This is a genomic window from Pseudomonas sp. LBUM1652, assembly GCF_059716105.1.
The window spans coordinates 981,844-1,008,093 of sequence record NZ_CP166804.1; the positions used below are offsets into that span (position 1 = coordinate 981,844).

Consider the following 26,250-nt stretch of genomic DNA (forward strand, 5'->3'; position numbering starts at 1 on the left):
AATCCCCTCGCCACCGGTTACTCCCACAAGGGGTGGAGCCAGGATGTGGATCTGGCTCCATTGTGGTCAGCCTTCGAGCTTGCTTTTCAGCAGTTCGTTCACTTGCTGCGGGTTGGCCTTGCCTTTGGAGGCTTTCATGGCCTGTCCGACGAAGAAGCCGAACATCTTGCCGCGTTTGGCTTCGTCTGCCGCGCGGTATTGCTCGACCTGCTCGGCGTTGGCCGCGAGCATTTCGTCCAGCACCGCCGAGATCGCGCCGCTGTCGGTGACTTGCTTGAGACCGCGTTTTTCGATGATCTCGTCCGCGCTGCCTTCGCCGTTGGCCATCGCTTCGAACACAACCTTGGCGATCTTGCCGGAGATGGTGTTGTCCTTGATGCGCTGCAGCATGCCGCCCAGCAGTTCAGCGGAAACTGGCGACTCGTCGATGTCCAGGCCTTGCTTGTTGAGCAGGCTGCCCAACTCGACCATCACCCAGTTCGCCGCCAGTTTGGCGTCGCCGCCGATGGCTGCAACTTTCTCGAAGTAGTCGGCTTGTTCGCGGCTGGTGGCCAGCACGCTAGCGTCGTAGACCGACAGACCGAATTGCTCCTGGAAGCGCTCGCGTTTCTGCGGAGGCAGTTCCGGCAGGGTGGCGCGCACCTCGCCCAGGAACGACTCTTCGATGACCACGGGCAGCAGGTCCGGATCGGGGAAGTAACGGTAGTCGTTGGCTTCCTCTTTGGAGCGCATCGGACGGGTTTCGTCCTTGTTCGGATCGTACAGACGGGTCTGCTGGATCACTTTGCCGCCGTCTTCGATCAGCTCGATCTGACGCTGGATCTCGGAGTTGATCGCCTTCTCGATGAAACGGAACGAGTTGACGTTCTTGATCTCGCAGCGCGTGCCGAAGGCTTCCTGACCTTTCGGACGGATCGACACGTTGCAGTCGCAACGCAGCGAACCTTCGGCCATGTTGCCATCGCAGATGCCCAGGTAACGCACCAGCGCGTGGATCGCCTTGACGTAAGCCACGGCTTCCTTGGCGCTGCGCATGTCCGGCTCGGAGACGATTTCCAGCAGCGGCGTGCCGGCACGGTTCAGGTCGATGCCGGTAGCACCGTTGAATTCCTCGTGCAGGCTCTTGCCGGCGTCTTCTTCCAGGTGCGCACGGGTGATGCCGACACGTTTGACCGTGCCGTCTTCCAGGGCGATGTCCAGGTGTCCCTTGCCGACGATCGGCAATTCCATCTGGCTGATCTGGTAGCCCTTCGGCAGGTCCGGGTAAAAGTAGTTTTTACGGGCGAACACGTTGTGCTGACCGATCTCGGCGTCAATCGCCAGACCGAACATCACCGCCATGCGCACTGCTTCCTGGTTCAGCACCGGCAAAACGCCGGGCATGCCCAGGTCGATCAGACTCGCCTGAGTATTCGGCTCGGAGCCGAACGTGGTCGAACTACCGGAAAAGATTTTCGACCGGGTGGTGAGCTGGGTATGAATCTCCAGCCCGATCACGACTTCCCATTGCATGTGTGTCTCCTCAGAAGCCGGTTGGGGTGCGGGTGTGCCAGTCAGTGTTCAACTGATACTGATGCGCAACGTTGAGCAAACGGCCTTCCTGGAAATACGGAGCGAGCAGTTGCACGCCAACCGGCAGACCGTCGACAAAACCGGCCGGCATCGACAGGCCCGGCAGGCCCGCGAGGTTGGCGGTGATGGTGTAGACGTCTTCCAGATAGGCGGCGACCGGGTCGCTGTTCTTGGCGCCGAGTTTCCAGGCCGGGTTCGGCGTGGTCGGGCCGAGGATGATGTCGACTTCATTAAAGGCAGCCATGAAGTCGTTCTTCACCAGACGACGGATTTTCTGCGCCTTCAGGTAGTAGGCGTCGTAGTAACCGGCGGACAGCGCGTAGGCACCGACCATGATCCGGCGCTGTACTTCAGGCCCGAAGCCTTCGCCACGGGAGCGCTTGTACAGGTCGATCAAGTCTTTCGGGTGCTCGCAACGGTGGCCGAAACGCACGCCGTCGAAACGCGAGAGGTTCGAAGAAGCTTCGGCCGGGGCGATCACGTAGTACGCAGGAATCGCGTGCTGCATGTTCGGCAGGCTGATTTCCTTGATCACGGCACCGAGCTTCTGCAGCTCTTTGATGCTGTTCTGGATCAGCTCGGCAATGCGCGGGTCGAGACCGGCGCTGAAGTATTCCTTCGGCACACCGATGCGCAGGCCCTGCAGCGACGTGTTGAGGCTGGCGGAGTAATCCGGCACGGGCTCATCGATGCTGGTGGAGTCGTTCTGATCGAAGCCGGCCATACCTTGCAACAAAATTGCGCAGTCTTCGGCAGTGCGCGCCAACGGGCCGCCCTGATCGAGGCTGGAAGCGTAAGCAATCATGCCCCAGCGCGAAACGCGACCGTAGGTCGGTTTCAGGCCAGTGAGGTTGGTGAACGCGGCCGGCTGACGGATCGAACCACCGGTGTCGGTGGCAGTGGCCGCAGGCAACAGACGAGCGGCAACGGCCGCCGCCGAACCACCGGACGAACCGCCCGGCACGTGTTCCAGGTTCCACGGGTTTTTCACTGCGCCGTACCAGCTCGACTCGTTGGCCGAACCCATGGCGAATTCGTCCATGTTGGTCTTGCCCAGGGTCACGGCACCGGCTGCGGCCAGTTTCGCGACCACGGTGGCGTCATACGGGGCCTTGAAGTTGTCGAGCATCTTCGAGCCGCAACTGGTGCGGATGCCCTGGGTGCAGAACAGGTCTTTGTGGGCGATCGGCGCACCAAGCAGTGCGCCGCTCTCACCGTTGGCCCGGCGCACGTCGGCGGCTTTCGCCTGCTCGATGGCCAGCTCTTCGGTGAGGCTGATGAAACTGTTGAGCTGCGGGTCAAGCTGGGTGATACGCGCCAGCAGGACTTTGGTCAGCTCTTCGGAAGAAAACTTTTTATCGGCGAGACCGCGGGCGATCTCGGCCAGAGTCATTTGATGCATTGCAGGCTCTTTCCCTTTAGTCGATGACTTTCGGAACCAGATACAGGCCGTTTTCGACCGCTGGTGCGATGGACTGATAGGCCTCGCGATGATTGGTCTCGGTCACGACGTCGGCGCGCAGGCGCTGACTGGCTTCCAGCGGGTGGGCCAGAGGCTCGATACCGTCGGTATTAACAGCCTGCATTTCGTCGACCAGCCCGAGAATGCTGTTGAGGGCGGAAGTAATGTGCGGAAGATCGGCATCATTGAGGCCAAGGCAGGCCAAATGAGCGATTTTTTCCACGTCGGAGCGTTCTAGCGCCATCGGGATTCTCCAGTGGAAAACAGAACGGACGGCGTCCGTGTGTTAGATTGTCGGAACACTACCGCACTTCTACGGTCATAAGGCCGCGATTGTGGGGCTTGGTGCACAGAAAAGCGGCCAATTTAACATATTGGCGCCTTGCCCAAAATCCCTGTCGTTGTTAGAGTTTGCCGCACTTTTTTACCCACGCGTTGCCTAGGGTCCCTTTCCCATGTTCAAGAAACTGCGTGGCATGTTTTCCAGCGATCTTTCCATTGACCTGGGCACTGCCAACACCCTTATTTACGTGCGCGAGCGCGGTATCGTCCTGAATGAGCCATCGGTTGTGGCCATTCGGACACACGGTAATCAGAAAAGTGTCGTTGCTGTCGGCACCGAGGCCAAGCGCATGCTCGGCCGTACGCCGGGCAACATTGCTGCCATTCGTCCGATGAAGGACGGCGTGATCGCCGACTTCAGCGTCTGCGAAAAGATGCTGCAATACTTCATCAACAAGGTTCACGAAAACAGCTTTCTGCAGCCTAGCCCTCGTGTGCTGATCTGCGTTCCATGCAAATCCACCCAGGTTGAGCGTCGTGCCATCCGTGAATCGGCTCTTGGTGCCGGTGCGCGTGAAGTGTTCCTGATCGAAGAGCCAATGGCTGCTGCGATCGGTGCCGGCCTGCCGGTAGAAGAAGCGCGCGGTTCGATGGTCGTCGATATCGGTGGTGGTACTACCGAAATCGCGCTGATCTCCCTGAACGGTGTGGTTTACGCCGAATCCGTCCGCGTTGGCGGCGACCGTTTCGATGAAGCGATCATCACTTATGTGCGCCGCAACTACGGCAGCCTGATCGGCGAATCCACCGCCGAGCGCATCAAGCAGGAAATCGGTACGGCCTACCCGGGTGGCGAAGTTCGCGAAGTCGACGTTCGCGGTCGCAATCTGGCTGAAGGCGTTCCACGCGCATTCACCCTGAACTCCAACGAAGTGCTGGAAGCTCTGCAAGAGTCCCTGGCCACCATCGTTCAGGCCGTGAAAAGCGCCCTGGAGCAGTCGCCGCCGGAATTGGCTTCCGACATCGCCGAGCGTGGCCTGGTGCTGACCGGTGGTGGCGCGCTGCTGCGTGACCTCGACAAGTTGCTGGCTCAGGAAACCGGTCTGCCGGTGATCGTTGCCGAAGATCCGCTGACTTGCGTTGCTCGCGGCGGTGGCCGTGCATTGGAAATGATGGATAAGCACACCATGGATCTGCTCTCGAGCGAATAAGTCGCCGAGTGCAATACGTGGGTGAGCGCGCAGGCAGCACTTTGCAGTGCTGCCTGTTGGCGTTTATCTTCTGTCAGTCTTCATCCAGGCCGGTTTGATGCCGTATGAATAAACAGAACATTTGCCTGGGAGGAGCGGCTTATTAAACCGCTTTTCGCCAAGGGCCCTTCACTGGGCGTCCGCCTGTTGGTGCTGGCCGTGTTGTCGGTTGCGCTGATGGTGGTCGATGCCCGCTTTGATCTGCTCAAGCCTGCGCGCAAACAAGCGTCGCTCGTGCTGATGGATGCCTACTGGATCACCGACCTGCCCGGACGGCTGTGGGACGGTATCGCCAGCCAGTTCGGCAGTCGCACCGAACTCATCGCCGAAAACGAAAAACTCAAGACCGAAAACCTGCTGTATCAGGGCCGCATGCAGAAGCTTGCCGCACTGACCGAGCAGAATGTTCGGCTGCGCGAGTTGCTCAACTCTTCAGCGCTGGTCAACGAAAAGGTTGAAGTAGCCGAGTTGATCGGCATGGACCCCAACCCCTTCACCCACCGCATCATCATCAACAAAGGTGAGCGCGACGGCGTGGTCCTCGGTCAGCCGGTGCTCGATGCACGCGGTCTGATGGGGCAGGTGGTCGAGTTGATGCCGTACACCTCCCGTGTATTGCTGCTGACCGACTCAACTCACAGCATTCCTGTGCAAGTGAACCGTAACGGTTTGCGGGCAATCGCCAGCGGTACCGGCAACCCGGAACGTCTGGAACTACGCCACGTCGCCGACACGGCGGATATCAAGGAAGGCGATTTGCTGGTCAGCTCTGGCCTCGGTCAGCGTTTTCCGGCGGGTTATCCGGTAGCGACGGTCAAGGAAGTGATCCACGATTCCGGTCAACCGTTCGCAATCGTTCGCGCTGTGCCGACTGCTGCGTTGAACCGTAGTCGCTACCTGCTGCTGGTGTTCAGTGACTCGCGCACCGCCGAGGAGCGCGCCAACGACGCCGCGCAGGCTCAGGAAGCTCTGGATGCCCATGGCGGCGGTCCGATGCAGCCGGTTAACGTTTCGCGACCGCTGGTCATGCCGGCGCCTGCCGCAACGCCAACCGCCGAACAGGCACCCGCCGCCACAGTGCCCGCCGCGACGCCGGTCAAGCCTGGCGCGAGCAAGCCGCCGGCGACTGCTCCGACGGCGACAAAGCCACCGGCTTCTGCGCCAGCAGCCAGCAAACCGCCCGCCAAACCGCCGGCGACGGCGCCAGTCACCACTGGGGGACGAGAATAATGGTCGGTGTAAAAGCCTCTCGAAATGGCTGGTTGGTCTGGCTGACGTTTGTTATCGGCTTGTTGCTCAGCGTCTCGCCGTTGCCGATCTTCATGGAAATACTGCGTCCACTGTGGCTGGCGTTGCTCCTGACGTTCTGGGCGCTGTACATGCCGCAGACGGTCGGCATGGTCACGGCGTTCTGCCTGGGTCTGGCCGAAGACGTGCTGCAGGGTGATCTGTTCGGGCAGAACGCGCTCGTCCTCTCGCTGATCACTTTCCTGGTGCTGTCACTGCAACAACGCTTGCGAATGTTCCCGATGTGGCAACAGTGCCTGGTGATCCTGGTGATCTTCGGCCTCGCACAACTGGTGCAGTTGTGGCTCAGTGCATTGACCGGCAACCGTCAGCCGACTCTGGCGCTGGTCTTGCCGGCACTGGTCAGCGCCTTGCTCTGGCCCTGGATCAGTTTCGCCCTGCGTGGATTGCGCCGCCGCTACAAAATCAATTGATCCGGTGAAGCAGGGCACTGAACAGGGAGACGTTTTGATGAAGCCGCTTTACCTCGCCTCTGGATCGCCGCGTCGGCGTGAGTTGCTCACGCAGATCGGCGTTCCGTTCTCCGCCATCAGCGCGGATATCGATGAAACCCCGTTGCCCGAAGAATCGCCATCGGCCTATGTCGAGCGCCTTGCGCGCGGCAAGGCTGAGGCCGGCCGGCGCACGGTCGTGTCCGGCCAGGCATTCTGCGTGTTGGGTGCCGACACCGCGGTGGTGCTGGACGGCAAAATTCTTGGCAAACCGGTGGACGAAGCCGATGCATGCGCCATGCTGATGATGTTGTCCGGCAAGGAGCATGAAGTGCTGACGGCGATTGCCGTGCTCGAAGGTGAGCGCTGCGACTCGCGGGTGGTACGCAGTCTGGTGCGGTTCCGGCCGATCAGCCGCGAAGAGGCCGCTGCCTACTGGGCCAGCGGCGAGCCCCGGGACAAGGCCGGTGGATACGGCATTCAGGGGCTCGGCGCGGTGTTTGTCGCGGGGCTCAATGGCAGTTATTCGGCGGTGGTCGGGTTGCCTGTTTGCGAAACCGCAGAACTGTTGGGCCATTTCGGCATACCCTGTTGGCAAAACCTGAACGCGCAATAAGCGTCGTACGAACAAGATGCGGCCATTATCGTGAACATGCCTGAACGAGATCCTGCCATGAGTGAAGAGATTCTGATCAACATCACGCCGATGGAGTCGCGCGTGGCGGTGGTCGAAAACGGTGTGCTGCAAGAAGTCCACGTCGAGCGCACGCAAAAACGCGGGATCGTCGGCAACATCTATAAAGGCAAGATTGTCCGGGTGCTGCCGGGTATGCAGGCAGCGTTCGTCGACATCGGTCTGGATCGTGCGGCGTTCATTCATGCCGCTGAGATTTCTCTGCGCGAAGGCCCGGCAGTGGAAAGCATCAGCGCACTGGTACACGAAGGCCAGAGCCTGGTGGTGCAAGTCACCAAAGACCCGATAGGCTCCAAAGGCGCGCGGTTGACCACGCAGTTGTCGATTCCGTCGCGCTACCTGGTGTACATGCCGCGCACCGCTCACGTCGGTATTTCGCTGAAAATCGAAGACGAAGCCGAGCGCGATCGCCTTAAGCAGGTGGTCACCGATTGTGTGGCCAAAGAAGGCATCAAGGAGGCTGGCGGCTTTATTCTGCGTACCGCCGCTGAAGGCGCCGGGGCCGATGAGATCCTTATGGACATCCGCTATCTGCGGCGCCTGTGGGATCAGATCAACGAACAGATCAAAACCATATCTGCGCCGAGTGTGATCTACGAAGACCTCGGTCTGGCCCTGCGCACGCTACGTGACTTGGTCAATCCGAAGATCGAGAAAATCCGCATCGATTCCCGGGAAACCTTCCAGAAAACCACGCAGTTCGTCGCCGAACTGATGCCTGAAATCGCCGATCGTCTGGAACATTACCCGGGCGAGCGGCCGATTTTCGATTTGTACGGCGTCGAAGACGAAATCCAGAAAGCGCTTGAGCGCAAGGTACCGCTGAAATCCGGTGGCTATCTGGTGGTCGATCCGGCGGAAGCCATGACCACCATCGACGTCAATACCGGGGCATTCGTCGGTCATCGCAATCTCGAAGAAACCATCTTCAAGACCAATCTCGAAGCGGCCACTGCGATTGCCCGGCAGATGCGTCTGCGCAATCTGGGCGGGATCATCATCATCGACTTCATCGACATGGAAGATGAAGAGCATCAGCGCCAGGTGTTGCGTACGTTGGAGAAACAACTGGAGCGCGATCATGCCAAGACCAACATCATCGGGATCACCGAGTTGGGCCTGGTGCAGATGACCCGCAAGCGTACCCGCGAAAGCTTGGAGCAAGTGCTGTGCGAACCGTGCAGCAGTTGTCAGGGTCGCGGCAAGCTGAAGACTGCGGAAACCATCTGTTACGAGATTTTCCGCGAGATCCTTCGTGAAGCCCGAGCCTATCAGGCCGAGGGTTATCGCGTGCTGGCGAACCAGAAAGTGGTCGACCGACTGCTCGACGAAGAGTCCGGCAACGTTGCCGAGCTTGAAGGGTTTATCGGGCGCACCATTCGCTTCCAGGTGGAAACCATGTATTCCCAGGAACAATATGACGTGGTGCTGCTCTGAACCCCTGCGTCATCTTTTTTCCACAGCGGCTGGCCTCAGCTTTTCGCAGTATTTTTGCCATGGGAGCCAACTGACATGGACCGTCTGACACGCATTTTGGCCGCACTCACCCGCTGGGGGCTGGGCCTGTGCGCGTTGGTTCTGGTGTTGATGGCGTTGTACGTCAGTCTCGGTCGCGAGCTGACCCCGTTGGTGGCCGAGTACCGCACCGACATCGAAGACAAGGCCAGTGCAGCCCTCGGCATGCCGTTGCAGATTGGCGAGCTGGAGGGTAACTGGAGCGGGTTCGCGCCGATCCTGCTGGCCCATGATGTGATGGTCGGCGACGGTGCCAACGCCCTGCGTCTTGATCGAGTGCGTGCAGTACCCGATCTGTGGGCCAGTCTGTTGGCCCGCGAAGTGCGCATCGCTCATCTGGAACTCAATGGCCTGAAAATCAGCCTCAAGGAATCCGAGGACGGCACCTGGGCGCTGGAAGGCTTGCCGGTGCAGAAGGATCAACCGTTCGATCCCGAGCAACTGTTCAAGCGCTCGCAAATGATTCAGCAACTGTCGGTGCTCGACAGTCAGGTGACCTTGCAGCCACTGGATCACGCGCCGATGACCCTCACCTACGTCGGCCTCAACCTGAAAACCGGTGCCAGTCGTCAGCGTCTCGATGCACGTTTGACCCTGCCTGATGGCCAACCCGTTGCACTGAACCTACGAACTCGAATCCGCCCCGGCCAATGGCAAGACAGCGCGATAGAAGGCTACGCCAGCCTGCCGCAAAGTGATTGGTCGAAGTGGCTGCCAGAGCGCCTCACTCAACAATGGAATTTCTCCGAGATCAAGGCCGGCGGCGAGCTCTGGGTGAACTGGGCCGAGGGCGCGCTGCAAAGTGCGGCGCTGCGTTTGAACGCACCGCAAGTGACTGGCGCCTACGCCGAGCGCAAGCCGATCCAGATCAACAATCTGGCGCTCAACGCCTACTATAAAAACAGTGCCAACGGCGCGACCGTCACCCTCGATTCGCTGGCGATGAACTTCGGCGAAACACGTTGGGAGACGCGCGTGCAAGTGCAGCAGACGCGCGCCACTGACAAGGTCGACGAACTCTGGCATTTGCAGGCAGATCGTCTCGATCTCACCCCGATCACCCCGTTACTCAATGCGTTGGGGCCGTTGCCGCAAGGCTTCGCCACGGTGGTCGAGCGCCTGAAAGTGACCGGTGGGCTGCGCAACGTGTTGCTGGATTTCCGCCCGAACGCCACTGACGGTACAAAATTCGGCTTTGCCGCCAACCTCGATCGTGTCGGTTTTGATGCCTATCACGGCGCCCCTGCGGCGCGAAATGTCAGCGGCAGCCTCAGCGGTAATCTCGATGGTGGCGAGTTGCGCATGGACAGCAAGGATTTTGTCCTGCACCTCGATCCGATCTTCGCCAAGCCCTGGCAATATATTCAGGCCAACGCACGGCTCACCTGGAAACTGGATAAAGACGGCTTCACTCTGATCGCGCCGTACCTGAAGGTACTGGGCGAGGAGGGCAAGATTGCCGGCGACTTCCTCATTCGCCTGCATTTCGATCACAGCCAGGAAGACTACATGGACTTGCGGGTCGGTCTTGTCGATGGCGACGGCCGCTACACCGCCAAGTATTTGCCCGAAGTGCTGAGCCCGGCGCTCGACGAATGGCTGCGCACCGCGATTCTCAAAGGCGCGGTGGATCAGGGCTTCTTCCAGTACCAAGGTTCGCTGAGCAAAAATGCCGGCGAGGCCGACCGCAGCATCAGCCTGTTCTTCAAGGTGCATGACGCCGAACTGGCCTTCCAGCCGGGCTGGCCGCATGTGAGCAAGGTCAGTGGTGACGTGTTCATCGAAGACAGCGGCGTGCGGATCTGGGCCAGCAAGGGCCAGTTGCTCGATACGCAGGTCAGTGATGTTTTCGTCAATATTCCCCATGTTCCGTCGGGTCAGAACACCCATATGTTTCTCGACGGCGCATTTGCCGGTGGTCTGGGTGACGGGCTGAAGATCCTGCAGGAAGCACCGATCGGCACCGCCGATACCTTCGCCGGCTGGGAAGGCTCGGGCGATCTGCAAGGCAAGCTGAAACTGGATATTCCCCTGGCCAAGGGAGACCAGCCGAAAATTCTTGTCGACTTCAAAACCGCCAATGCGCGGCTGAAACTGGCCGAACCGAAACTGGAGCTGACGCAACTCAAGGGCGACTTCCGTTTCGACAGCGCCAAGGGGCTCAGCGGGCAGAACATCGCAGCTCGGGCGTTCGACAAACCGGTCACCGCGCAAATCTTTGCCGATGGCAGCCCAGGTAAGCTCAGAACCCGAGTGGCCGCTTCGGGACAGGTAGAGGTCAAGAAACTCACTGACTGGCTCGGCGTGACTCAGCCGTTACCGGTGACCGGGACGATTCCCTATCAGCTGCAACTGAACCTCGACGGCGCCGACAGCCAGTTGATGGTCAGCTCCAACCTCAAAGGGGTGACCGTCGACCTGCCCGCACCGTTCGGTATGGCAGCCGATGTCGGTCGCGACACGGTCTTCCGCATGACTCTGCAAGGGCAGGAGCGGCGTTACTGGGTCAATTACGATCAACTGGCCAATTTCACCTTTGCCGCACCACCGACGAATTTCGCTGACGGGCGCGGCGAGTTGTTTCTCGGTGCAGGCGAAGCTGTGCTGCCGGGCGCCAAGGGCTTGCGTATTCGCGGCGTGCTGTCGGAGCTGGACGTTGCGCCGTGGCAGGAACTGGTCAACAAATATGCCGGACAGGACCCGGGCGGCAGTGCCAAGCAACTGTTGAGCAGTGCTGACTTCAAGATCGGCAAGCTCACGGCGTTCGGCACCACGCTGGATCAGGCCTCGGTTCAGGTCAATCGCAAGCCCGGGGCGTGGAATCTGGCGCTCGACAGTCAACAGGCCAAAGGCACTGCCAGTCTTCCGGACGCGAAAAGCACACCGCTTGCGGTGAATCTGCAATACGTGCGACTGCCGGCGCCGGACCCGACGGTACAGGCCGACGAAAATTCACCAGACCCGTTGGCGTCGGTGGATCCATCGAAAATTCCGGCGCTGGATATCACCATCAATCAACTGTTCCTCGGCCAGGATCTGGTCGGTGGCTGGTCGCTCAAAGTGCGCCCGACCGCCAAAGGTATCGCCCTGAACAACCTCGACATGGGCCTCAAAGGCATTCTGTTGCAGGGCAACGGCGGCTGGGAAGGCGCGCCGGGGTCGACCAGCAGCTGGTTCAAGGGCCGGATTGGCGGCAAGAATCTGGCCGACGTGCTCAAGGGCTGGGGCTTTGCGCCGAGCGTGACCAGTGAAGAGTTCCATATGGACGTCGATGGCCGCTGGCCGGGTTCGCCGGCATGGCTGGCGACCAAACGCTTCTCCGGTACCCTCGATGCGTCGCTGAACAAGGGCCAGTTTGTCGAAGTCGAGGGCGGTGCGCAGGCACTGCGGGTGTTTGGGCTGCTGAACTTCAACTCCATCGGCCGCCGTTTGCGTCTGGATTTCTCCGACCTGTTCGGCAAAGGCTTGAGCTACGACCGGGTCAAGGGACTGCTGGTTGCCAGCAACGGTGTGTATGTCACGCGGGAACCGATTCGCCTGACCGGGCCGTCGAGCAACCTCGAACTGAACGGTACGCTGGATCTGGTCGGTGATCAGGTCGATGCCAAATTGCTGGTGACCTTGCCGGTGACCAATAACCTGCCGATTGCCGCGCTGATCGTCGGTGCCCCGGCGGTCGGCGGTGCGCTGTTCCTCATCGACAAGCTGATCGGTGACCGTGTGGCACGTTTTGCCAGTGTGAAATACACCGTCAAAGGCCCGTGGAAAGAACCGAAAATCACGTTCGACAAGCCTTTTTGAACAGCCAGGCCTTGAGACGATGGAGTAGCATGGCCGCATACCTCTTGCGGAGTTCGCCATGTCTTTAGCGGTCATTCAAATGGTCAGCCAGAGTGACGTGCTGGCCAATCTGGCTCAGGCCCGGCGCTTGCTCGAACAGGCTGCGGCCGGTGGTGCGAAGCTGGCCGTGTTGCCGGAAAACTTCGCTGCCATGGGCCGTCGCGACATCGCTGACATCGGTCGCGCTGAAGCATTGGGCGAAGGTCCGATCCTGCCATGGTTGAAACAGACGGCCCGCGACCTCAGGTTATGGATAGTCGCCGGCACGTTGCCGCTACCACCCATCGATCAACCGACGGCCAAGTCGCATGCATGCTCGCTGCTGATCAACGATCAGGGCGAAACCGTTGCTCGGTATGACAAGCTGCACCTGTTTGATGTGGATGTGGCGGACAATCGAGGGCGTTACCGCGAATCCGATGACTATGCTTATGGCGGTGGTGTGGTGGTTGCGGATACACCGGTCGGCAAAGTCGGTCTGACCGTGTGTTATGACCTGCGCTTTCCGGAGCTGTACAGCGAATTGCGTGCCGCCGGTGCCGAGTTGATTACGGCACCTTCAGCCTTTACCGCGGTGACCGGCGCGGCGCATTGGGATGTGCTGATTCGCGCGCGGGCCATCGAGACTCAGTGTTACGTGTTGGCGGCAGCACAGGGCGGGACCCATCCGGGACCGCGGGAAACCTTCGGGCATGCGGCGATCGTCGACCCGTGGGGGCGTGTGCTGGCGCATCAGGATCAAGGCGAAGCGGTGCTGTTGGCCGAACGCGATAGCGACGAACAGGCGTCCATCAGGGCGCGAATGCCGGTGACGCGTCATCGGCGGTTTTTCTCTCAGGGCGCACAGCGACCTGCTTCAGAACATGAATTTAAGGCCTAAACCATGAGCGAGTTGTTGTCCTCAGTCAGTGATCACCTTTTGGCGCCCGGCGGCGTGACGATCGAGAGCCTGCAAGGCGTGCTCGGCGATTTGGCCGGCCCGGGCATCGATGCTGCCGACCTGTATTTCCAGGGCCAGATCTCCGAGTCCTGGGCGCTGGAAGACGGCATCGTCAAGGAAGGCAGCTTCAACCTCGATCAGGGTGTCGGCGTGCGTGCGCAGTCCGGTGAGAAAACCGGTTTCGCCTACAGCAACGCGATCACTCTCGAAGCCCTCGGCGCTGCGGCGCGTGCAGCACGCTCGATTTCCCGTGCCGGGCAAAATGGCACGGTGCAGGCGTTCTCCACACAAGACGTCGCCCAGCTGTATGCGCCGGACAATCCGCTGGAAGTGCTGACGCGTGCCGAGAAAGTCGAACTGCTCAAGCGCATCGACGTCGCCACTCGCGCCCTCGATCCGCGCATCCAGCAAGTCAGCGTGAGCATGGCCGGGGTCTGGGAGCGGATTCTGGTGGCGTCCACCGACGGCGGACTGGCGGCGGATGTCAGGCCACTGGTGCGCTTCAACGTCAGCGTCATCGTTGAGCAGAATGGTCGTCGCGAGCGCGGCGGCCATGGCGGCGGCGGGCGTACCGACTACCGTTATTTCCTCGCTGAAGACCGTGCCATGGGCTATGCCCGTGAAGCGCTGCGTCAGGCGCTGGTGAATCTGGAAGCCATTCCGGCACCGGCCGGTACTTTGCCGGTGGTGTTGGGTTCGGGCTGGTCTGGCGTACTGCTGCACGAAGCAGTCGGCCACGGTCTGGAAGGCGACTTCAACCGCAAGGGCAGTTCGGCCTACTGCGGGCGCATGGGCGAGATGGTCGCCTCGAAACTCTGCACCATCGTCGATGACGGCACCCTGAGCGGGCGTCGTGGATCGCTGAGTGTCGACGACGAAGGCACCCCGACCGAATGCACCACGCTGATCGAAAACGGCGTACTCAAGGGCTACATGCAGGACAAGCTCAACGCGCGCCTGATGGGCGTCGCCCGTACCGGCAACGGTCGTCGTGAATCCTATGCGCATCTGCCGATGCCACGGATGACCAACACCTACATGCTCGGCGGCGAAAGCGATCCGGCGGAAATCATCGCTTCGGTGAAGAAAGGCATCTACTGCGCCAACCTTGGCGGCGGTCAGGTCGACATCACCAGCGGCAAGTTCGTGTTCTCCACCAGTGAGGCTTATTTGATCGAGGACGGCAAGATCACCGCACCGGTCAAAGGCGCGACGTTGATCGGCAACGGTCCCGAGGCGATGAGCCGGGTGTCGATGGTCGGTAACGATCTGGCGCTGGACAGCGGTGTGGGGACGTGTGGCAAGGATGGGCAGTCGGTGCCGGTGGGTGTTGGCCAGCCGACGCTGAAAATCGATGCGATCACCGTGGGTGGCACGGGCGCATAAGATGAGGTGGAGCTGCGGGTGGCGCACAGGGCGACCACCCGATGACGAATATCAACGCAGACCGCGTTGAGTCTCGTCCAGCTCACGGATGTACTTGAAGATCTTGCGGCTCGATGCAGGAGGTTTGTTTTGCGCAACCTCATGCTGGGCCTGACGGATCAGGGAACGCAATTGCTGGCGATCGGCGTCCGGGTACTCGACGACGAATTTCTCCAGCACGGCATCGTCGCCCGCGATCAGGCGATCACGCCAGCGTTCGAGATTGTGGAAACGCTCGTTGTACTGGCGAGTCGAGGCATCCAGTTGATCGAGCAGCGTCAGAATCGCGTCAGTGTCCTGATCGCGCATCAGCTTGCCGATGAACTGCAAGTGCCGTTTACGCGCGATGTTCGCGGTGTGCTTGGGCGCATCGGCCAAGGCACGGCGCATCGCGTCGGTCAGCGGCAGTTTTGCGATCAAGTCAGGCTTGAGTGTTGTAAGGCGCTCGCCGAGGTCAACCAGAGCATGCAGCTCGCGTTTGACCTGAGATTTGCTTTTTTCTCCCGTATCGAGGGAGTCGTCGTAAGAATCAACCATGGTGGCAGTCCGCAAAGAAACGCCGCCATGATAACCAGTCGGGGGCCGCTTGTCCGGCCCGGTCGCTCGATGACCCCAGCCGAAAGCAGAATTTGAGTGGAGATGAGCATGAGTGCAGTTCAAAGCGTCGGCCCGCAGGCATTGCCGGCACTGCAGGAACAAGTCGAGCAGATCATCGCCGAAGCCAAGCGTCAGGGCGCCAGTGCCTGCGAAGTCGCGGTGTCGCTGGAGCAGGGGCTGTCCACATCGGTACGTCAGCGCGAGGTCGAAACCGTCGAGTTCAACCGCGATCAGGGCTTTGGCATCACGCTGTATGTCGGCCAGCGCAAAGGCTCGGCCAGCACGTCCGCCACCGGGCCTGATGCGATTCGCGAAACGGTCGCCGCTGCACTGGCCATCGCCAAGCACACGTCCGAAGACGAAGCGTCAGGTCTGGCCGATGCCGCCCTGATGGCCAAGGATCAGCAGGATTTCGATCTGTTCCACGAATGGGATATCACCCCGGAGCAGGCCATCGAGAAGGCATTGCTCTGCGAAGCAGCGGCGTTTGATGCCGATGCACGAATCAAGAACGCCGACGGCACTACGCTCAGCACCCATCAGGGTTGCCGCGTTTACGGCAACAGCCACGGTTTTATTGGTGGCTATGCGTCGACCCGGCACAGCCTGAGCTGCGTGATGATCGCCGAGGCTAATGGCCAGATGCAGCGTGATTACTGGTACGACGTGAACCGTCAGGGCACTTTGCTCGCTGACCCGGTGAGCATTGGCCAACGTGCCGCGCAACGGGCGGCGAGCCGTCTGGGCGCACGTCCGGTGCCGACTTGCGAAGTCCCGGTGCTGTTTTCTGCAGAACTGGCGGGTGGGTTGTTCGGCAGCTTCCTGTCGGCGGTTTCCGGCGGAAGTCTTTATCGCAAATCGTCTTTCCTGGAAGGCACGCTAGGGCAGAAACTGTTCCCGGAATGGCTGACCATCGACGAGCGTCCGCACCTGATGCGCGCCATGGGCAGTGCTTCTTATGACGGTGATGGCCTGGCAACTTACGCCAAACCGTTCGTCGAAAAAGGTGAGCTGGTGTCGTACATCCTCGGCACTTATTCCGGGCGCAAACTCGGCATGCCTAGCACCGCCAACGCCGGCGGCGTGCACAACCTGTTTGTCACCCATGGCGATGAAGACCAGGCTGCATTGCTGCGTCGCATGGGTCGTGGGCTGTTGGTCACTGAGTTGATGGGCCATGGTTTGAACATGGTCACTGGTGACTATTCTCGCGGGGCGGCGGGTTTCTGGGTCGAGAACGGCGAGATCCAGTTCGCGGTGCAGGAAGTGACCATCGCCGGCAATATGCGCGACATGTTCAAGCAGATTGTCGCCGTGGGCAATGATCTGGAGTTGCGCAGCAATATCCGCACCGGTTCGGTGTTGATCGAACGGATGACGGTTGCGGGCAGCTAAACCCAGTCCCGTAACTCCAAAAGGCGCGCCATCCGATCGGGTGGCGCGCCTTTTTTATGCCTGCCACAACGATGGCTCCTAAAAAAGGCACCCTTGTTTTGGTTCTCATTATCATCTAATAATGAATCTCATCTCCGAACGAGTCCCGGATCATGAGTTCTGCCTTGCATGAGCAGCCGTACCTCGAAAGTTGGCGCTGGATGAGTCGCCAGATCCGTTGCGCGATGGATCCCGACGAACCGCGTCTGATCGAACACTATCTGGCCGAAGGCCGGTATCTGGCCTGCTGTACCGCAACTTCCCCGTGGACTATCGCTGAAACCTCGTTCCGTCTGCTGCTCGACACAGCCACCGACATCGCCTTGCCGTGGCACTGGCGCAGCCTCTGCCTCGATCAAGCCTGGCGCCCGTTGCGTGAAATGGAGCGCCTGTCGCTGTGCAATTGCCGGCTCAAACGCTGGCAGCGTTACACCTGGCAACTGGCGACCTGCGAGTTGCAACCCTCGATTCCTCTCATTGAACTGGTGCAAGGATTTACTGATGACCAAGACTCGTATTGAGCGCGACAGCATGGGCGAACTGCAGGTGCCGGTGGACGCTCTCTACGGCGCGCAAACCCAGCGTGCAGTGGATAACTTCCCGATCAGCGGCAAGCCGATGCCGGCGCAATTCATCCGCGCGCTGATTTTGGCCAAAGCCGCCGCCGCCCGGGCCAACGTCGAACTCAACCAGATCAGTGCCGCCCAGGGCAAAGCCATCAGCGACGCCGCCCAAGGCCTGCTCGAAGGCGACTTCATGAAGCATTTCCCTGTGGATATCTTCCAGACCGGGTCCGGCACCAGCTCCAACATGAACGCCAACGAAGTGATCGCCACGTTGGCCAGCCGTCTTCTCGATGAGCCAGTCAATCCGAACGATCACGTCAACTGCGGGCAGAGCAGCAACGACATCATCCCGACCACCATCCACGTCAGCGCCGCGCTGGCGTTGCACGAACAACTGCTGCCGGCGCTGCTGCACCTGGTGCAAGTCATCGAGCACAAAGCCGGGCAAGTGCATCACCACGTCAAAACCGGGCGCACGCATTTGATGGACGCCATGCCTGTGCGCATGAGCCAGGTACTCAATGGTTGGGCGCAACAACTCAAGGCCAACATCGGTCATCTGCAAGACCTGTTGCCAAGCCTGCAATCCCTGGCGCAGGGTGGCACGGCGGTGGGCACTGGCATCAATGCGCATCCTGAATTCGCCGCGCGTTTCAGCCGCCAGTTGAGCCAACTCACCAACGTGCAGTTCACCCAAGGCAAAGACCTGTTCGCGCTGATCGGCTCGCAGGACACCGCCGTCGCCGTCTCCGGGCAACTCAAGGCGACCGCTGTGTCGCTGATGAAAATTGCCAACGATCTGCGCTGGATGAACTCTGGCCCGCTCGCCGGCCTCGGTGAAATCGAACTTGAAGCTCTGCAACCGGGCTCCTCGATCATGCCGGGCAAGGTGAATCCGGTGATCCCCGAAGCCACCGCCATGGTCGCAGCCCAAGTGATCGGCAACGATTCGGTGATCACCATCGCCGGCCAGTCGGGCAACTTCGAACTCAACGTGATGCTGCCGATCATCGCTCAGAACCTGCTGAGCAGCATCGAACTGCTGGCCAACTCCAGCCGCCTGCTGGGCGACAAGGCCATCGCCAGCTTTAAGGTCAATGAGTCGCGGCTCAAGGAAGCGCTGTCGCGTAACCCGATTCTGGTCACCGCGCTCAATCCGATCATCGGGTATCAAAAAGCCGCCGAAATTGCCAAGCAGGCCTACAAGCAGGGTCGCCCGGTGATCGACGTCGCCTTGGAACACACCGACCTTTCGCGCAGCCAACTGGAAGAGTTGCTCAACCCCGAGAAACTCACCGCCGGCGGCGTGTAATCACCGCAACCGCTTTGGAGGTTCACCATGGAGCACTGGAAACGCACGATCGAACGGGCCAATCGCTGCTTCATGCTGGGAGAGCTGATTGACGCCTGTGAGGCTTACCTGCAAGCCCTGGCCCTGGCGCAAGTCTTGTTCGAACGCTGGGCAGATGCCGACGAAGCGGTGGCGGCCTGTGTCATCTCCCATCACAACCTGGCGGATCTGCACCTGTGCCTGAATCAGCCGGAGGAAAGCGCCGAGTATCTCTGCGCCATTCACCAGCGGTTGTTGCAGACCATGCAGGACGAGCGTTTACGCTTGGCCCTGCGCGAAGCAGCGTTGCGCCAAAGCAGCAAGACCTACGTCGAGTTATTGAATTTCATCAGCGAGCACGGCGAATACCCGCGCACTCAGCGCCTGCTGCACCCGGATACCGGCAATGCGCGCCGCGCGCCTGCCCCACATCATCATGGAGTCCACTGAAATGGCTTTTACCTTGCCTGCCTTGCCCTACGCCTACAACGCCCTGGAACCGCACATTGATGCGCAGACCATGGAAATCCACTACACCAAGCATCACCAGACGTACATCAACAACCTTAACGCGGCAGTCGAAGGCACCGAATATGCCGAGTGGCCGATAGAAAAACTGGTGGCCAGCGTCCAGCAATTGCCGGAAAAACTCCGTGCGGCGGTAATCAATCAGGGCGGCGGTCACGCCAACCATTCGCTGTTCTGGGAAGTCATGGTGCCAAATGGCGGCGGCAAGCCGGACGGTGCACTGGCCAAGGCCATCGATGAACAATTGGGTGGTCTCGACAGTTTCAAAGAGGCATTCACCAAAGCTGCACTGACCCGTTTCGGCAGTGGTTGGGCGTGGCTCAGCGTTACCCCGGAGAAGACCCTGGTTGTGGAAAGCAGCGGCAACCAAGACAGCCCGCTGATGAGTGGCAACACGCCGATTCTCGGTCTGGATGTCTGGGAACACGCCTACTATCTGCGCTACCAGAACCGCCGCCCGGAATACATCAATGCGTTCTACAACGTGATCAATTGGCCTCAAGTTGCTGCGCGTTATCACGCCGCACTGGTTTAAGTCTTCTATAAAAACAATCCAAGGCTGACTATGGGCACTGAAACACTGGCGATCGGAAGTGGGCGTATGTTTCGTTACGCAGTGGGATCGCTGTTGCTGTTAGCGGGTATGACTTTGCTGGTCGCCCACGGACTGGAATGGCTGAACCTGGAGCCGCGGCTGTCAAGGGCGTTGCAGGGCGGTGCGATCTGCGCCCTGGGAACGGCACTTGGTGCTGTGCCAGTGCTGGTGATTCGCAACATGCCGCAGGCACTAGGCGATACGTTGCTCGGTTTCGGTGCCGGGGTGATGCTGGCAGCGACGGCTTTTTCGTTGATCGTCCCGGGCATTGCCGCTGCCGAAAGCCTTGGTTTGGCACCTTGGGCAGCCAGCGGCCTGATCTGCTTCGGCATCATGCTCGGCGCATTCGGCCTGTACCTGGTTGATCGCAGGGTCTCTGGCGCCTCACCCGGAATGCTCATCGGCACAGTCGAGCACCCGGTGATTCCACCGCGGATCTGGCTGTTTGTGTTCGCCATCATTGCCCATAACATTCCGGAGGGCATGGCGGTCGGCGTGTCGGCCGGTGGTGGTATGCCCGATGCTGACAGTCTGGCCATGGGCATCGCGTTGCAGGATGTGCCGGAAGGTCTGGTGATCGCGCTGGTGCTGGCCGGTGCAGGGATGTCGCGGGTCAAAGCGTTTTTGATCGGTGCGGCGTCAGGGCTGGTCGAGCCGGTGTTTGCGCTGCTCTGTGCGTGGCTGGTCAGCTTGGCGCAGGTGCTGTTGCCCTTGGGCCTGGCGCTGGCGGCGGGAGCGATGTTGCTGGTGGTGACCCACGAAGTGATCCCCGAGTCGCGACGCAATGGTCACGACAAACTGGCCAGCCTTGGGCTTTTGATCGGATTTTGTCTGATGATGGTGATGGACACGGCGTTGGGTTGAAGCAGATCAAAAGATCGCAGCCTTCGGCAGCTCCTACAGGAAAAGCATTCCAATGTAGGAGCTGCCGAAGGCTGCGATCTTTTGACTTTGGCTATTAACCGCCTTCATCGAAGTAGTTGTTGATCAACGCTACCAGCGCATCCAGAGCTTCCCGTTCCTGATGTCCTTTGGTACTCAAATAGATTTTGGTGCCTTTGCCCGCAGCCAGCATCATCATCGCCATGATGCTTTTGCCATCCACGGTGGACTCTGGTGTCCGGCCCACTCTGATCGTGCAATCCGGATACTGACCGGCGACCCCGACAAACTTGGCTGACGCACGGGCATGCAAACCCAGTTTATTGATGATTTCGATTTCCAGAGCAGGCATCGCGGTGTGAATCCTTTAAGTGAGGTCGCGGTGGCGAACCTGGACGTTCTTCAGGGTTTTCTGCAGGGCCTGACCCAGACGTTCGGTCAGGTAGACGGAGCGGTGATGTCCGCCGGTGCAGCCAATGGCAATGGTGACGTAGGCGCGGTTGCTCGCGGCGAAGCGCGGCAGCCATTTGTGCAGGTAGCCGAAAATGTCCTGAAACATTTCCTCGACTTCCGGCTGTGCCGCCAGGTACTCGGCCACGGGCTCATCAAGACCGGATTGCGCGCGTAACTCTGGCTTCCAGTACGGATTGGGCAGGCATCGCACGTCAAACACCAGATCGGCGTCGACTGGCATGCCGCGCTTGAAACCGAATGACTCGACCAGAAACGCCGTACCGGGCTCCGGCTGGTTCAGCAAACGAAGCTTGATGGTATCGCGCAGCTGGTACAGGTTCAGATTGGTGGTGTTGACCTTGAGGTCGGCAAGATCGGCAATCGGGCCGAGCAGGGCGGTCTCATCGTTGATGGCTTCAGCCAGCGACCGATTGGCGGTGCTCAGCGGGTGCCGACGACGGGTTTCCGAGAAACGTTTGAGCAGAGTTTCTTCGTCAGCGTCCAGATACAACACATCGCACTGGATGTGGCGGCTGCGGACTTCTTCCAGCAACTCGGGGAAGCGTGACAGATGACTCGGCAGATTACGCGCATCGATCGACACTGCCACCAGCGGTTGTGCCAGTTCAGTATGAATGAGTGCGCGCTCTGCGAGTTCCGGCAGCAGGCCCGCCGGCAAATTGTCGATGCAGTAGTAGCCGTTGTCCTCAAGGACATTCAACGCCGTACTTTTGCCCGAGCCGGAACGGCCACTGACGATGATCAAGCGCATGATTAGTGCCCGCTTTGTTCGTCCACGACGACCTGATACAAGGCTTCGTTGCTCGAAGCACTACGCAATTTTTCGCGAACGTCCTTACGATCAAGCATGCTGGCGATCTGACGCAGCAATTCCAGATGCGCATCGGTCGCAGCTTCAGGCACCAGCAATACGAACAGCAGGTCAACCGGAGCACCGTCGATGGCGTCGAAATCGATTGGGGCTTCAAGGTGCATCAAGGCGCTGATAGGCGATTGGCAACCCTTGAGGCGGCAGTGAGGAATGGCGATGCCGTTGCCGAAACCGGTGGAGCCGAGTTTCTCACGAGCGATCAGGGCCTCGAAGACATCTTGCATCTCCAGAGCCGGCACTTCGCGGGCGATCAGATTGGCAATCTGTTCGAGGGCTTTCTTTTTACTGCCGCCCGGCACGTTCACGAGGGAACGGCCGGGGGTCAGGATACTTTCAAGTCGGATCATGGAGTGGGGGGTTATCGACCGGTCGCGCCCTGGAGCAGGCTCTGGGTCTTTTCCTTATGCTTTTTGAGTTGTTTATCCAGCTTGTCGGTCAGGGCGTCGATCGCGGCGTACATATCGGTATGTTCCGCGTTGGCGACCACTTCACTGCCGGGAATATGCAAGGTGGCTTCGATTTTCTGCTTCAGCTTTTCGACACACATCGTGACTTGCACGTTGGTAATCTTGTCGAAATGGCGCTCCAATCGTTCGAGTTTCTCGTTGATGTAGGTGCGCAGAGGTTCGGTCACTTCCAGTTGGTGTCCACTGATGTTGACTTGCATACAGCTTCTCCTTCGTTGCCAGTGCATAAAGCGGCAGGCCGAAAAGCCTGCCACTGGAACGCTGTAACGTGGCTTACATCAACCGCTTGCGTTCGCTCGAAGGCGCGATCCCTAGGGACTCGCGGTACTTGGCGACGGTGCGGCGAGCCACCTGAATGCCTTGTGCCTCCAGTAAACCAGCGATCTTGCTGTCACTCAACGGCTTTTTCTGATTTTCCGCGGCAACCAGTTTTTTGATGATCGCGCGGATCGCCGTGGACGAGCATTCACCGCCTTCGGAGGTGCTGACGTGGCTGGAAAAAAAGTATTTCAATTCATAGATACCGCGCGGTGTATGCATGAATTTTTGCGTGGTCACCCGGGAAATCGTCGACTCGTGCATGCCGACCGCTTCAGCGATGTCATGCAGGACCAGCGGCTTCATGGCTTCATCGCCGTATTCCAGAAACCCGCGCTGATGCTCAACGATCTGGGTGGCAACTTTCATCAGGGTTTCGTTGCGGCTTTGCAGGCTCTTGATGAACCAGCGCGCTTCCTGCAACTGATTGCGCATGAAGGTGTTGTCGGCGCTGGTATCGGCGCGTCGCACGAAGCCGGCGTACTGGGCGTTGACCCGTAGGCGAGGCACCGACTCCTGATTCAGCTCGACCAGCCAGCGCTCGTTGTCCTTGCGCACGATGACGTCCGGTACGACGTACTCGGCTTCAGTCGATTCGATCTGCGAGCCCGGGCGCGGGTTGAGGCTCTGCACCAGCTCGATGACCTGACGCAACTCATCTTCCTTGAGCTTCATGCGCCGCATCAACTGGCTGTAATCGCGGCTGCCCAGCAGGTCGATATAATCGGTGACCAGACGTTTCGCTTCGGCCAGCCAAGGCGTCTTGGCCGGCAACTGGCGTAGTTGCAGCAGCAGGCATTCGCCAAGATTGCGGGCGCCGATGCCGGCAGGCTCGAATTGCTGGATGCGGTGCAGAACGGCTTCGATTTCGTCCAGCTCGATGTCCAGTTCTGGATCGAACGCTTCGAGGATCTCTTCGAGGGTTTCGTCCAGATAACCCTGATTGTTGATGCAATCGATCAGGGTGACGGCGATCAGTCGATCGGTGTCGGACATCGGCGCGAGGTTAAGTTGCCACAGAAGGTGGCTTTGCAGGCTTTCGCCGGCGGAGGTACGGGTGGTGAAGTCCCACTCGTCATCGTCGCTGCTGGGCAGGCTGCTGGCGCTAGTCTGGTAGACGTCTTCCCAGGCCGTATCGACCGGAAGCTCGTTGGGGATGCGTTCGCTCCAGTCGCCTTCCTCTAGGTTATCCACCGTCGGGGCGGTTTCCTGATAGGAGGGTTCCTGGATCTCGGTGTTGGGCTTCTGTTCAGCGTTGTCGGCCAGAGGATCGGAGTTGTCGAAGTCGTCGCCTTCTTCCTGGCGTTCGAGCATCGGATTGGATTCCAGGGCCTCCTGGATTTCCTGTTGCAGATCCAGGGTCGACAATTGGAGCAGGCGGATAGCCTGTTGCAGCTGCGGTGTCATCGTCAGCTGCTGGCCCATTCTCAAGACTAGCGATGGTTTCATGGCAGGGGCTTAACACCTTATTCGCCGGCGCTATGCGCCATCCACTACAGGGCGCCGGAGCGCCAAACTTAAGCAAATTATATGCCTGAAACTGAAGTGTTTGCCTAGAGCGCTGTAACAATTAAAGCGTATTAAATTCTGCTTGAATCGATACAGCGCCCGGGCGGCTCACTCGGCACTAACAGGCTTACAGGCGGAATTCATGGCCCAGATACACTTCCTTGACCAGATCGTTGGCCAGGATGGTTTCTGCATCGCCTTCGGCAATCAACTGACCGTCGTTGACGATGTAGGCGGTTTCGCAGATGTCCAGCGTCTCACGGACGTTGTGGTCGGTGATCAGAACACCGATGCCCTTGGCCTTGAGATGATGGATGATCTGCTTGATGTCGCCGACCGAGATCGGGTCGACACCGGCGAACGGTTCGTCGAGCAGGATGAATTTCGGTGCTGTCGCCAGGGCGCGGGCGATTTCCACCCGTCGGCGTTCACCACCGGACAGGCTCATGCCGAGGTTGTCGCGAATGTGGCTGATGTGGAATTCCTGCAGCAGGCTTTCCAGCTCCTTGCGACGGCCGGCCTTGTCGAGTTCCTGACGGGTCTCGAGGATGGCCATGATGTTGTCGGCCACCGACAGTTTGCGGAAGATCGACGCTTCTTGCGGCAGATAGCCGATACCCGCCTTGGCGCGACCGTGCATCGGCTGGTGGCTGACGTCCAGATCATCGATCAGCACACGGCCTTGATCGGCCTGTACCAAGCCGACGATCATGTAGAAGCACGTGGTCTTGCCGGCACCGTTGGGGCCGAGCAGGCCGACGATCTGGCCACTGTCGATCGACAGGCTGACGTCACGCACGACCTGGCGGCTTTTATAGGCCTTGGCCAGGTGCTGAGCTTTCAGAGTTGCCATTACTGGGTTTTCTCTTCGGTTTTCTTCTTCGGCTGGATCACCATGTCGATGCGCGGACGCGCTTCGGTGACTTTGCTGCCGGTAGCGCGGCCGGCGCTGGCCAGTTTCTTCACGGTGTCGTAGACGATTTTCTCGCCTTGGGTGGTGTTGTTGTCCTTGTCGACAACCTTGGCTTTATCGATCAGCACGACGCGATTTTGCGCAGCGTGGTACTGGATCGTCACGCCCCAGCCCTGAACAGGTTTGGTATCGCCAGCGGTTTGCAGTTGCTCGAAGTAGGCCAGGTTGCCCACCGAGGTCACCACGTCGATGTCACCGGTCGGGGTACGGGTGATGGTTACGGTGTTGCCGGTAACCTTCATCGAACCCTGGGTGATGATCACGTCGCCTTTATAAGTGGCAACGCCATTCTTGTCGTCCAGCTGGGCATCGTCGGCCTGAATGCGGATTGGCTGCTCTTGATCGTTCGGCAGAGCCCAGGCGCTCACGCTTCCCAGTGCTGCGCCCAGACTGAGCAAAATAGGGAGGGTTTTAACGAGCCTCATACTGTCCTCTTACGTTCGATTGCAGGTGTATCCTGCTTTCCTTCAGATACGCTTTCATTCCTACGCCAGTCGATACACCGCCAGCGCCGTCGATTCTAACGGGTTGCGCGGTCTGCGCATATTCCTGCTGCGGGAACACCGTCATGCGAGTGGACGTGATCAGGGTGGCGCGGTTCTTTTCATCGGTGCGCTTGATGCGTACTGAGTCGATCAGCTCGACTTCGGTACCGCCCGAGTTCACTTCGCCGCGTTCGCTGGTCACGTGCCACGGGAAATCTGTGCCGCGGTACATGTTCAGGTCAGGCTTGGTGACCAGCGTGATGTCGGTCGCCTTGACGTGCTCGGCCTTCTCGGAGGTCATTTCATACTGCACTTTGCCGTCCGGAAGATATTGCACGGTGTGGGTGTTGGTCGCATACCAGTCGATAGGCGTTTCTACGGAGGAAACCGCAGGCTTGTCGAGGAAGCGTTCCGGGCTGATGTTCCAGTAGCCGACCGCAGCGAATATCGCGGCGATGCAACCGAACAGCAGGAAGTTACGAAATTTTTTGCTGAACATGGT

26 protein-coding genes are annotated in these 26,250 nt (G+C 59.7%); 14 read left to right on the forward strand and 12 right to left on the reverse strand.

Features of this window, described 5'->3' with window-relative positions; translation table 11 throughout:
• Positions 1–66: 66 nt before the first annotated feature.
• Genes gatB through gatC form a run of 3 tightly spaced genes read right to left on the reverse strand, consistent with a single transcriptional unit; the run spans position 67 to position 3,278 of the window.
• Complete coding sequence (gene gatB, locus ACA069_RS04295; RefSeq protein ID WP_489879234.1) at positions 67–1,512, reverse strand: Asp-tRNA(Asn)/Glu-tRNA(Gln) amidotransferase subunit GatB; 1,446 nt, start codon at positions 1,510–1,512, stop codon at positions 67–69.
• Between the two features lie 10 nt (positions 1,513–1,522).
• Positions 1,523–2,974, reverse strand: coding sequence for an Asp-tRNA(Asn)/Glu-tRNA(Gln) amidotransferase subunit GatA (gatA, locus tag ACA069_RS04300; protein WP_401271916.1), 1,452 nt, complete (start codon positions 2,972–2,974; stop codon positions 1,523–1,525).
• Positions 2,975–2,990: 16 nt separating this feature from the next.
• Positions 2,991–3,278, reverse strand: a complete 288-nt coding sequence (gatC, locus tag ACA069_RS04305) for an Asp-tRNA(Asn)/Glu-tRNA(Gln) amidotransferase subunit GatC (protein WP_007901429.1) — start codon at positions 3,276–3,278, stop codon at positions 2,991–2,993.
• Between the two features lie 211 nt (positions 3,279–3,489).
• Between gatC and mreB the strand changes: the two genes are divergently transcribed.
• The 8 genes from mreB (at position 3,490) to tldD (ending at position 14,680) form a co-directional block, all read left to right on the forward strand.
• On the forward strand, positions 3,490–4,527 hold the full coding sequence (gene mreB / locus ACA069_RS04310) for a rod shape-determining protein MreB (RefSeq protein WP_002555108.1): 1,038 nt from the start codon (positions 3,490–3,492) through the stop codon (positions 4,525–4,527).
• A gap of 141 nt (positions 4,528–4,668) precedes the next feature.
• Positions 4,669–5,796 (forward strand): rod shape-determining protein MreC, encoded by a 1,128-nt coding sequence (mreC, locus tag ACA069_RS04315; RefSeq protein WP_497618195.1) that lies wholly within the window; start codon positions 4,669–4,671, stop codon positions 5,794–5,796.
• Positions 5,796–6,287 carry a rod shape-determining protein MreD gene (gene mreD / locus ACA069_RS04320; protein WP_497616443.1) on the forward strand — a complete coding sequence of 164 codons (492 nt, stop codon included), beginning with the start codon at positions 5,796–5,798 and terminating at the stop codon, positions 6,285–6,287. The genes mreC and mreD overlap by 1 nt, the downstream gene beginning before the upstream one ends.
• Positions 6,288–6,324: 37 nt before the next feature.
• Positions 6,325–6,921 carry a Maf family protein gene (locus ACA069_RS04325; protein WP_401271457.1) on the forward strand — a complete coding sequence of 199 codons (597 nt, stop codon included), beginning with the start codon at positions 6,325–6,327 and terminating at the stop codon, positions 6,919–6,921.
• A gap of 57 nt (positions 6,922–6,978) precedes the next feature.
• Entirely contained in the window at positions 6,979–8,436 is a 1,458-nt protein-coding gene (gene rng, locus ACA069_RS04330; protein WP_305441406.1) for a ribonuclease G, read from the forward strand.
• A gap of 75 nt (positions 8,437–8,511) precedes the next feature.
• Positions 8,512–12,315 (forward strand): YhdP family protein, encoded by a 3,804-nt coding sequence (locus ACA069_RS04335; protein WP_497616445.1) that lies wholly within the window; start codon positions 8,512–8,514, stop codon positions 12,313–12,315.
• A gap of 58 nt (positions 12,316–12,373) precedes the next feature.
• On the forward strand, positions 12,374–13,234 hold the full coding sequence (locus ACA069_RS04340) for a carbon-nitrogen hydrolase family protein (protein ID WP_305441410.1): 861 nt from the start codon (positions 12,374–12,376) through the stop codon (positions 13,232–13,234).
• 3 nt (positions 13,235–13,237) lie between these two features.
• Positions 13,238–14,680 (forward strand): metalloprotease TldD, encoded by a 1,443-nt coding sequence (tldD, locus tag ACA069_RS04345; protein WP_497616447.1) that lies wholly within the window; start codon positions 13,238–13,240, stop codon positions 14,678–14,680.
• Positions 14,681–14,731: 51 nt separating this feature from the next.
• Here the strand turns inward: tldD and yjgA are convergent, their stop codons facing one another.
• On the reverse strand, positions 14,732–15,256 hold the full coding sequence (gene yjgA, locus ACA069_RS04350) for a ribosome biogenesis factor YjgA (RefSeq protein ID WP_007915377.1): 525 nt from the start codon (positions 15,254–15,256) through the stop codon (positions 14,732–14,734).
• A 102-nt stretch (positions 15,257–15,358) separates the two neighbouring features.
• On the opposite strand from yjgA, the gene pmbA reads away from it, so the two are divergent.
• The 6 genes from pmbA (at position 15,359) to ACA069_RS04380 (ending at position 20,633) form a co-directional block, all read left to right on the forward strand.
• Positions 15,359–16,711 carry a metalloprotease PmbA gene (gene pmbA, locus ACA069_RS04355; protein ID WP_187676772.1) on the forward strand — a complete coding sequence of 451 codons (1,353 nt, stop codon included), beginning with the start codon at positions 15,359–15,361 and terminating at the stop codon, positions 16,709–16,711.
• A gap of 152 nt (positions 16,712–16,863) precedes the next feature.
• A complete protein-coding gene (locus ACA069_RS04360) occupies positions 16,864–17,271 on the forward strand; it encodes a FagA protein (RefSeq protein ID WP_095190848.1) in 408 nt (135 codons plus the stop codon).
• Complete coding sequence (locus ACA069_RS04365; RefSeq protein ID WP_497616449.1) at positions 17,252–18,628, forward strand: class II fumarate hydratase; 1,377 nt, start codon at positions 17,252–17,254, stop codon at positions 18,626–18,628. The genes ACA069_RS04360 and ACA069_RS04365 overlap by 20 nt, the downstream gene beginning before the upstream one ends.
• A 27-nt stretch (positions 18,629–18,655) precedes the next feature.
• Positions 18,656–19,096, forward strand: coding sequence for a DUF2753 family protein (locus ACA069_RS04370; RefSeq protein ID WP_497616450.1), 441 nt, complete (start codon positions 18,656–18,658; stop codon positions 19,094–19,096).
• A gap of 1 nt (position 19,097) precedes the next feature.
• On the forward strand, positions 19,098–19,709 hold the full coding sequence (locus ACA069_RS04375) for a superoxide dismutase (RefSeq protein WP_489879280.1): 612 nt from the start codon (positions 19,098–19,100) through the stop codon (positions 19,707–19,709).
• A 30-nt stretch (positions 19,710–19,739) separates the two neighbouring features.
• On the forward strand, positions 19,740–20,633 hold the full coding sequence (locus tag ACA069_RS04380; protein ID WP_497616452.1) for a ZIP family metal transporter: 894 nt from the start codon (positions 19,740–19,742) through the stop codon (positions 20,631–20,633).
• A gap of 94 nt (positions 20,634–20,727) precedes the next feature.
• Here ACA069_RS04380 and ACA069_RS04385 read toward each other — a convergent pair whose 3' ends face one another.
• The 8 genes from ACA069_RS04385 to lptC all read right to left on the reverse strand — a co-directional run bounded on the left by ACA069_RS04385 (position 20,728) and on the right by lptC (position 26,247).
• On the reverse strand, positions 20,728–21,003 hold the full coding sequence (locus ACA069_RS04385) for an HPr family phosphocarrier protein (protein ID WP_497616454.1): 276 nt from the start codon (positions 21,001–21,003) through the stop codon (positions 20,728–20,730).
• A 15-nt stretch (positions 21,004–21,018) separates the two neighbouring features.
• The gene (rapZ, locus tag ACA069_RS04390; protein WP_401271477.1) at positions 21,019–21,876 is read right to left on the reverse strand and encodes an RNase adapter RapZ; all 858 of its coding nucleotides are present in this window, start codon (positions 21,874–21,876) and stop codon (positions 21,019–21,021) included.
• 2 nt (positions 21,877–21,878) lie between these two features.
• The gene (ptsN, locus tag ACA069_RS04395; RefSeq protein WP_187676779.1) at positions 21,879–22,343 is read right to left on the reverse strand and encodes a PTS IIA-like nitrogen regulatory protein PtsN; all 465 of its coding nucleotides are present in this window, start codon (positions 22,341–22,343) and stop codon (positions 21,879–21,881) included.
• 11 nt (positions 22,344–22,354) lie between these two features.
• Positions 22,355–22,663: a ribosome hibernation-promoting factor, HPF/YfiA family gene (gene hpf, locus ACA069_RS04400; RefSeq protein ID WP_187676780.1), complete on the reverse strand. Its 309-nt coding sequence runs from the start codon at positions 22,661–22,663 to the stop codon at positions 22,355–22,357.
• 73 nt (positions 22,664–22,736) lie between these two features.
• On the reverse strand, positions 22,737–24,230 hold the full coding sequence (locus ACA069_RS04405; protein ID WP_489879229.1) for an RNA polymerase factor sigma-54: 1,494 nt from the start codon (positions 24,228–24,230) through the stop codon (positions 22,737–22,739).
• A 187-nt stretch (positions 24,231–24,417) separates the two neighbouring features.
• Positions 24,418–25,143, reverse strand: coding sequence for an LPS export ABC transporter ATP-binding protein (lptB, locus tag ACA069_RS04410; protein WP_008085069.1), 726 nt, complete (start codon positions 25,141–25,143; stop codon positions 24,418–24,420).
• Positions 25,143–25,688 (reverse strand): lipopolysaccharide transport periplasmic protein LptA, encoded by a 546-nt coding sequence (lptA, locus tag ACA069_RS04415; RefSeq protein ID WP_008085067.1) that lies wholly within the window; start codon positions 25,686–25,688, stop codon positions 25,143–25,145. The genes lptB and lptA overlap by 1 nt, the downstream gene beginning before the upstream one ends.
• Positions 25,675–26,247 carry an LPS export ABC transporter periplasmic protein LptC gene (gene lptC / locus ACA069_RS04420; RefSeq protein WP_187676783.1) on the reverse strand — a complete coding sequence of 191 codons (573 nt, stop codon included), beginning with the start codon at positions 26,245–26,247 and terminating at the stop codon, positions 25,675–25,677. Before lptC ends, lptA begins: the two co-directional genes overlap by 14 nt.
• Positions 26,248–26,250 lie beyond the last annotated feature (3 nt).

Excerpts from the sequence above, each read along its gene's own strand:
- gatB (WP_489879234.1), bottom strand. The coding sequence starts at position 1,512 with ATGCAATGGGAAGTCGTGATCGGGCTGGAGATTCATACCCAGCTCACC.
- gatA (WP_401271916.1), bottom strand. The coding sequence starts at position 2,974 with ATGCATCAAATGACTCTGGCCGAGATCGCCCGCGGTCTCGCCGATAAA.
- gatC (WP_007901429.1), bottom strand. The coding sequence starts at position 3,278 with ATGGCGCTAGAACGCTCCGACGTGGAAAAAATCGCTCATTTGGCCTGC.
- mreB (WP_002555108.1), top strand. The coding sequence starts at position 3,490 with ATGTTCAAGAAACTGCGTGGCATGTTTTCCAGCGATCTTTCCATTGAC.
- mreD (WP_497616443.1), top strand. The coding sequence starts at position 5,796 with ATGGTCGGTGTAAAAGCCTCTCGAAATGGCTGGTTGGTCTGGCTGACG.
- ACA069_RS04325 (WP_401271457.1), top strand. The coding sequence starts at position 6,325 with ATGAAGCCGCTTTACCTCGCCTCTGGATCGCCGCGTCGGCGTGAGTTG.
- rng (WP_305441406.1), top strand. The coding sequence starts at position 6,979 with ATGAGTGAAGAGATTCTGATCAACATCACGCCGATGGAGTCGCGCGTG.
- ACA069_RS04335 (WP_497616445.1), top strand. The coding sequence starts at position 8,512 with ATGGACCGTCTGACACGCATTTTGGCCGCACTCACCCGCTGGGGGCTG.
- ACA069_RS04340 (WP_305441410.1), top strand. The coding sequence starts at position 12,374 with ATGTCTTTAGCGGTCATTCAAATGGTCAGCCAGAGTGACGTGCTGGCC.
- tldD (WP_497616447.1), top strand. The coding sequence starts at position 13,238 with ATGAGCGAGTTGTTGTCCTCAGTCAGTGATCACCTTTTGGCGCCCGGC.
- yjgA (WP_007915377.1), bottom strand. The coding sequence starts at position 15,256 with ATGGTTGATTCTTACGACGACTCCCTCGATACGGGAGAAAAAAGCAAA.
- pmbA (WP_187676772.1), top strand. The coding sequence starts at position 15,359 with ATGAGCATGAGTGCAGTTCAAAGCGTCGGCCCGCAGGCATTGCCGGCA.
- ACA069_RS04360 (WP_095190848.1), top strand. The coding sequence starts at position 16,864 with ATGAGTTCTGCCTTGCATGAGCAGCCGTACCTCGAAAGTTGGCGCTGG.
- ACA069_RS04365 (WP_497616449.1), top strand. The coding sequence starts at position 17,252 with ATGACCAAGACTCGTATTGAGCGCGACAGCATGGGCGAACTGCAGGTG.
- ACA069_RS04370 (WP_497616450.1), top strand. The coding sequence starts at position 18,656 with ATGGAGCACTGGAAACGCACGATCGAACGGGCCAATCGCTGCTTCATG.
- ACA069_RS04375 (WP_489879280.1), top strand. The coding sequence starts at position 19,098 with ATGGCTTTTACCTTGCCTGCCTTGCCCTACGCCTACAACGCCCTGGAA.
- ACA069_RS04380 (WP_497616452.1), top strand. The coding sequence starts at position 19,740 with ATGGGCACTGAAACACTGGCGATCGGAAGTGGGCGTATGTTTCGTTAC.
- ACA069_RS04385 (WP_497616454.1), bottom strand. The coding sequence starts at position 21,003 with ATGCCTGCTCTGGAAATCGAAATCATCAATAAACTGGGTTTGCATGCC.
- rapZ (WP_401271477.1), bottom strand. The coding sequence starts at position 21,876 with ATGCGCTTGATCATCGTCAGTGGCCGTTCCGGCTCGGGCAAAAGTACG.
- ptsN (WP_187676779.1), bottom strand. The coding sequence starts at position 22,343 with ATGATCCGACTTGAAAGTATCCTGACCCCCGGCCGTTCCCTCGTGAAC.
- hpf (WP_187676780.1), bottom strand. The coding sequence starts at position 22,663 with ATGCAAGTCAACATCAGTGGACACCAACTGGAAGTGACCGAACCTCTG.
- ACA069_RS04405 (WP_489879229.1), bottom strand. The coding sequence starts at position 24,230 with ATGAAACCATCGCTAGTCTTGAGAATGGGCCAGCAGCTGACGATGACA.
- lptB (WP_008085069.1), bottom strand. The coding sequence starts at position 25,143 with ATGGCAACTCTGAAAGCTCAGCACCTGGCCAAGGCCTATAAAAGCCGC.
- lptA (WP_008085067.1), bottom strand. The coding sequence starts at position 25,688 with ATGAGGCTCGTTAAAACCCTCCCTATTTTGCTCAGTCTGGGCGCAGCA.
- lptC (WP_187676783.1), bottom strand. The coding sequence starts at position 26,247 with ATGTTCAGCAAAAAATTTCGTAACTTCCTGCTGTTCGGTTGCATCGCC.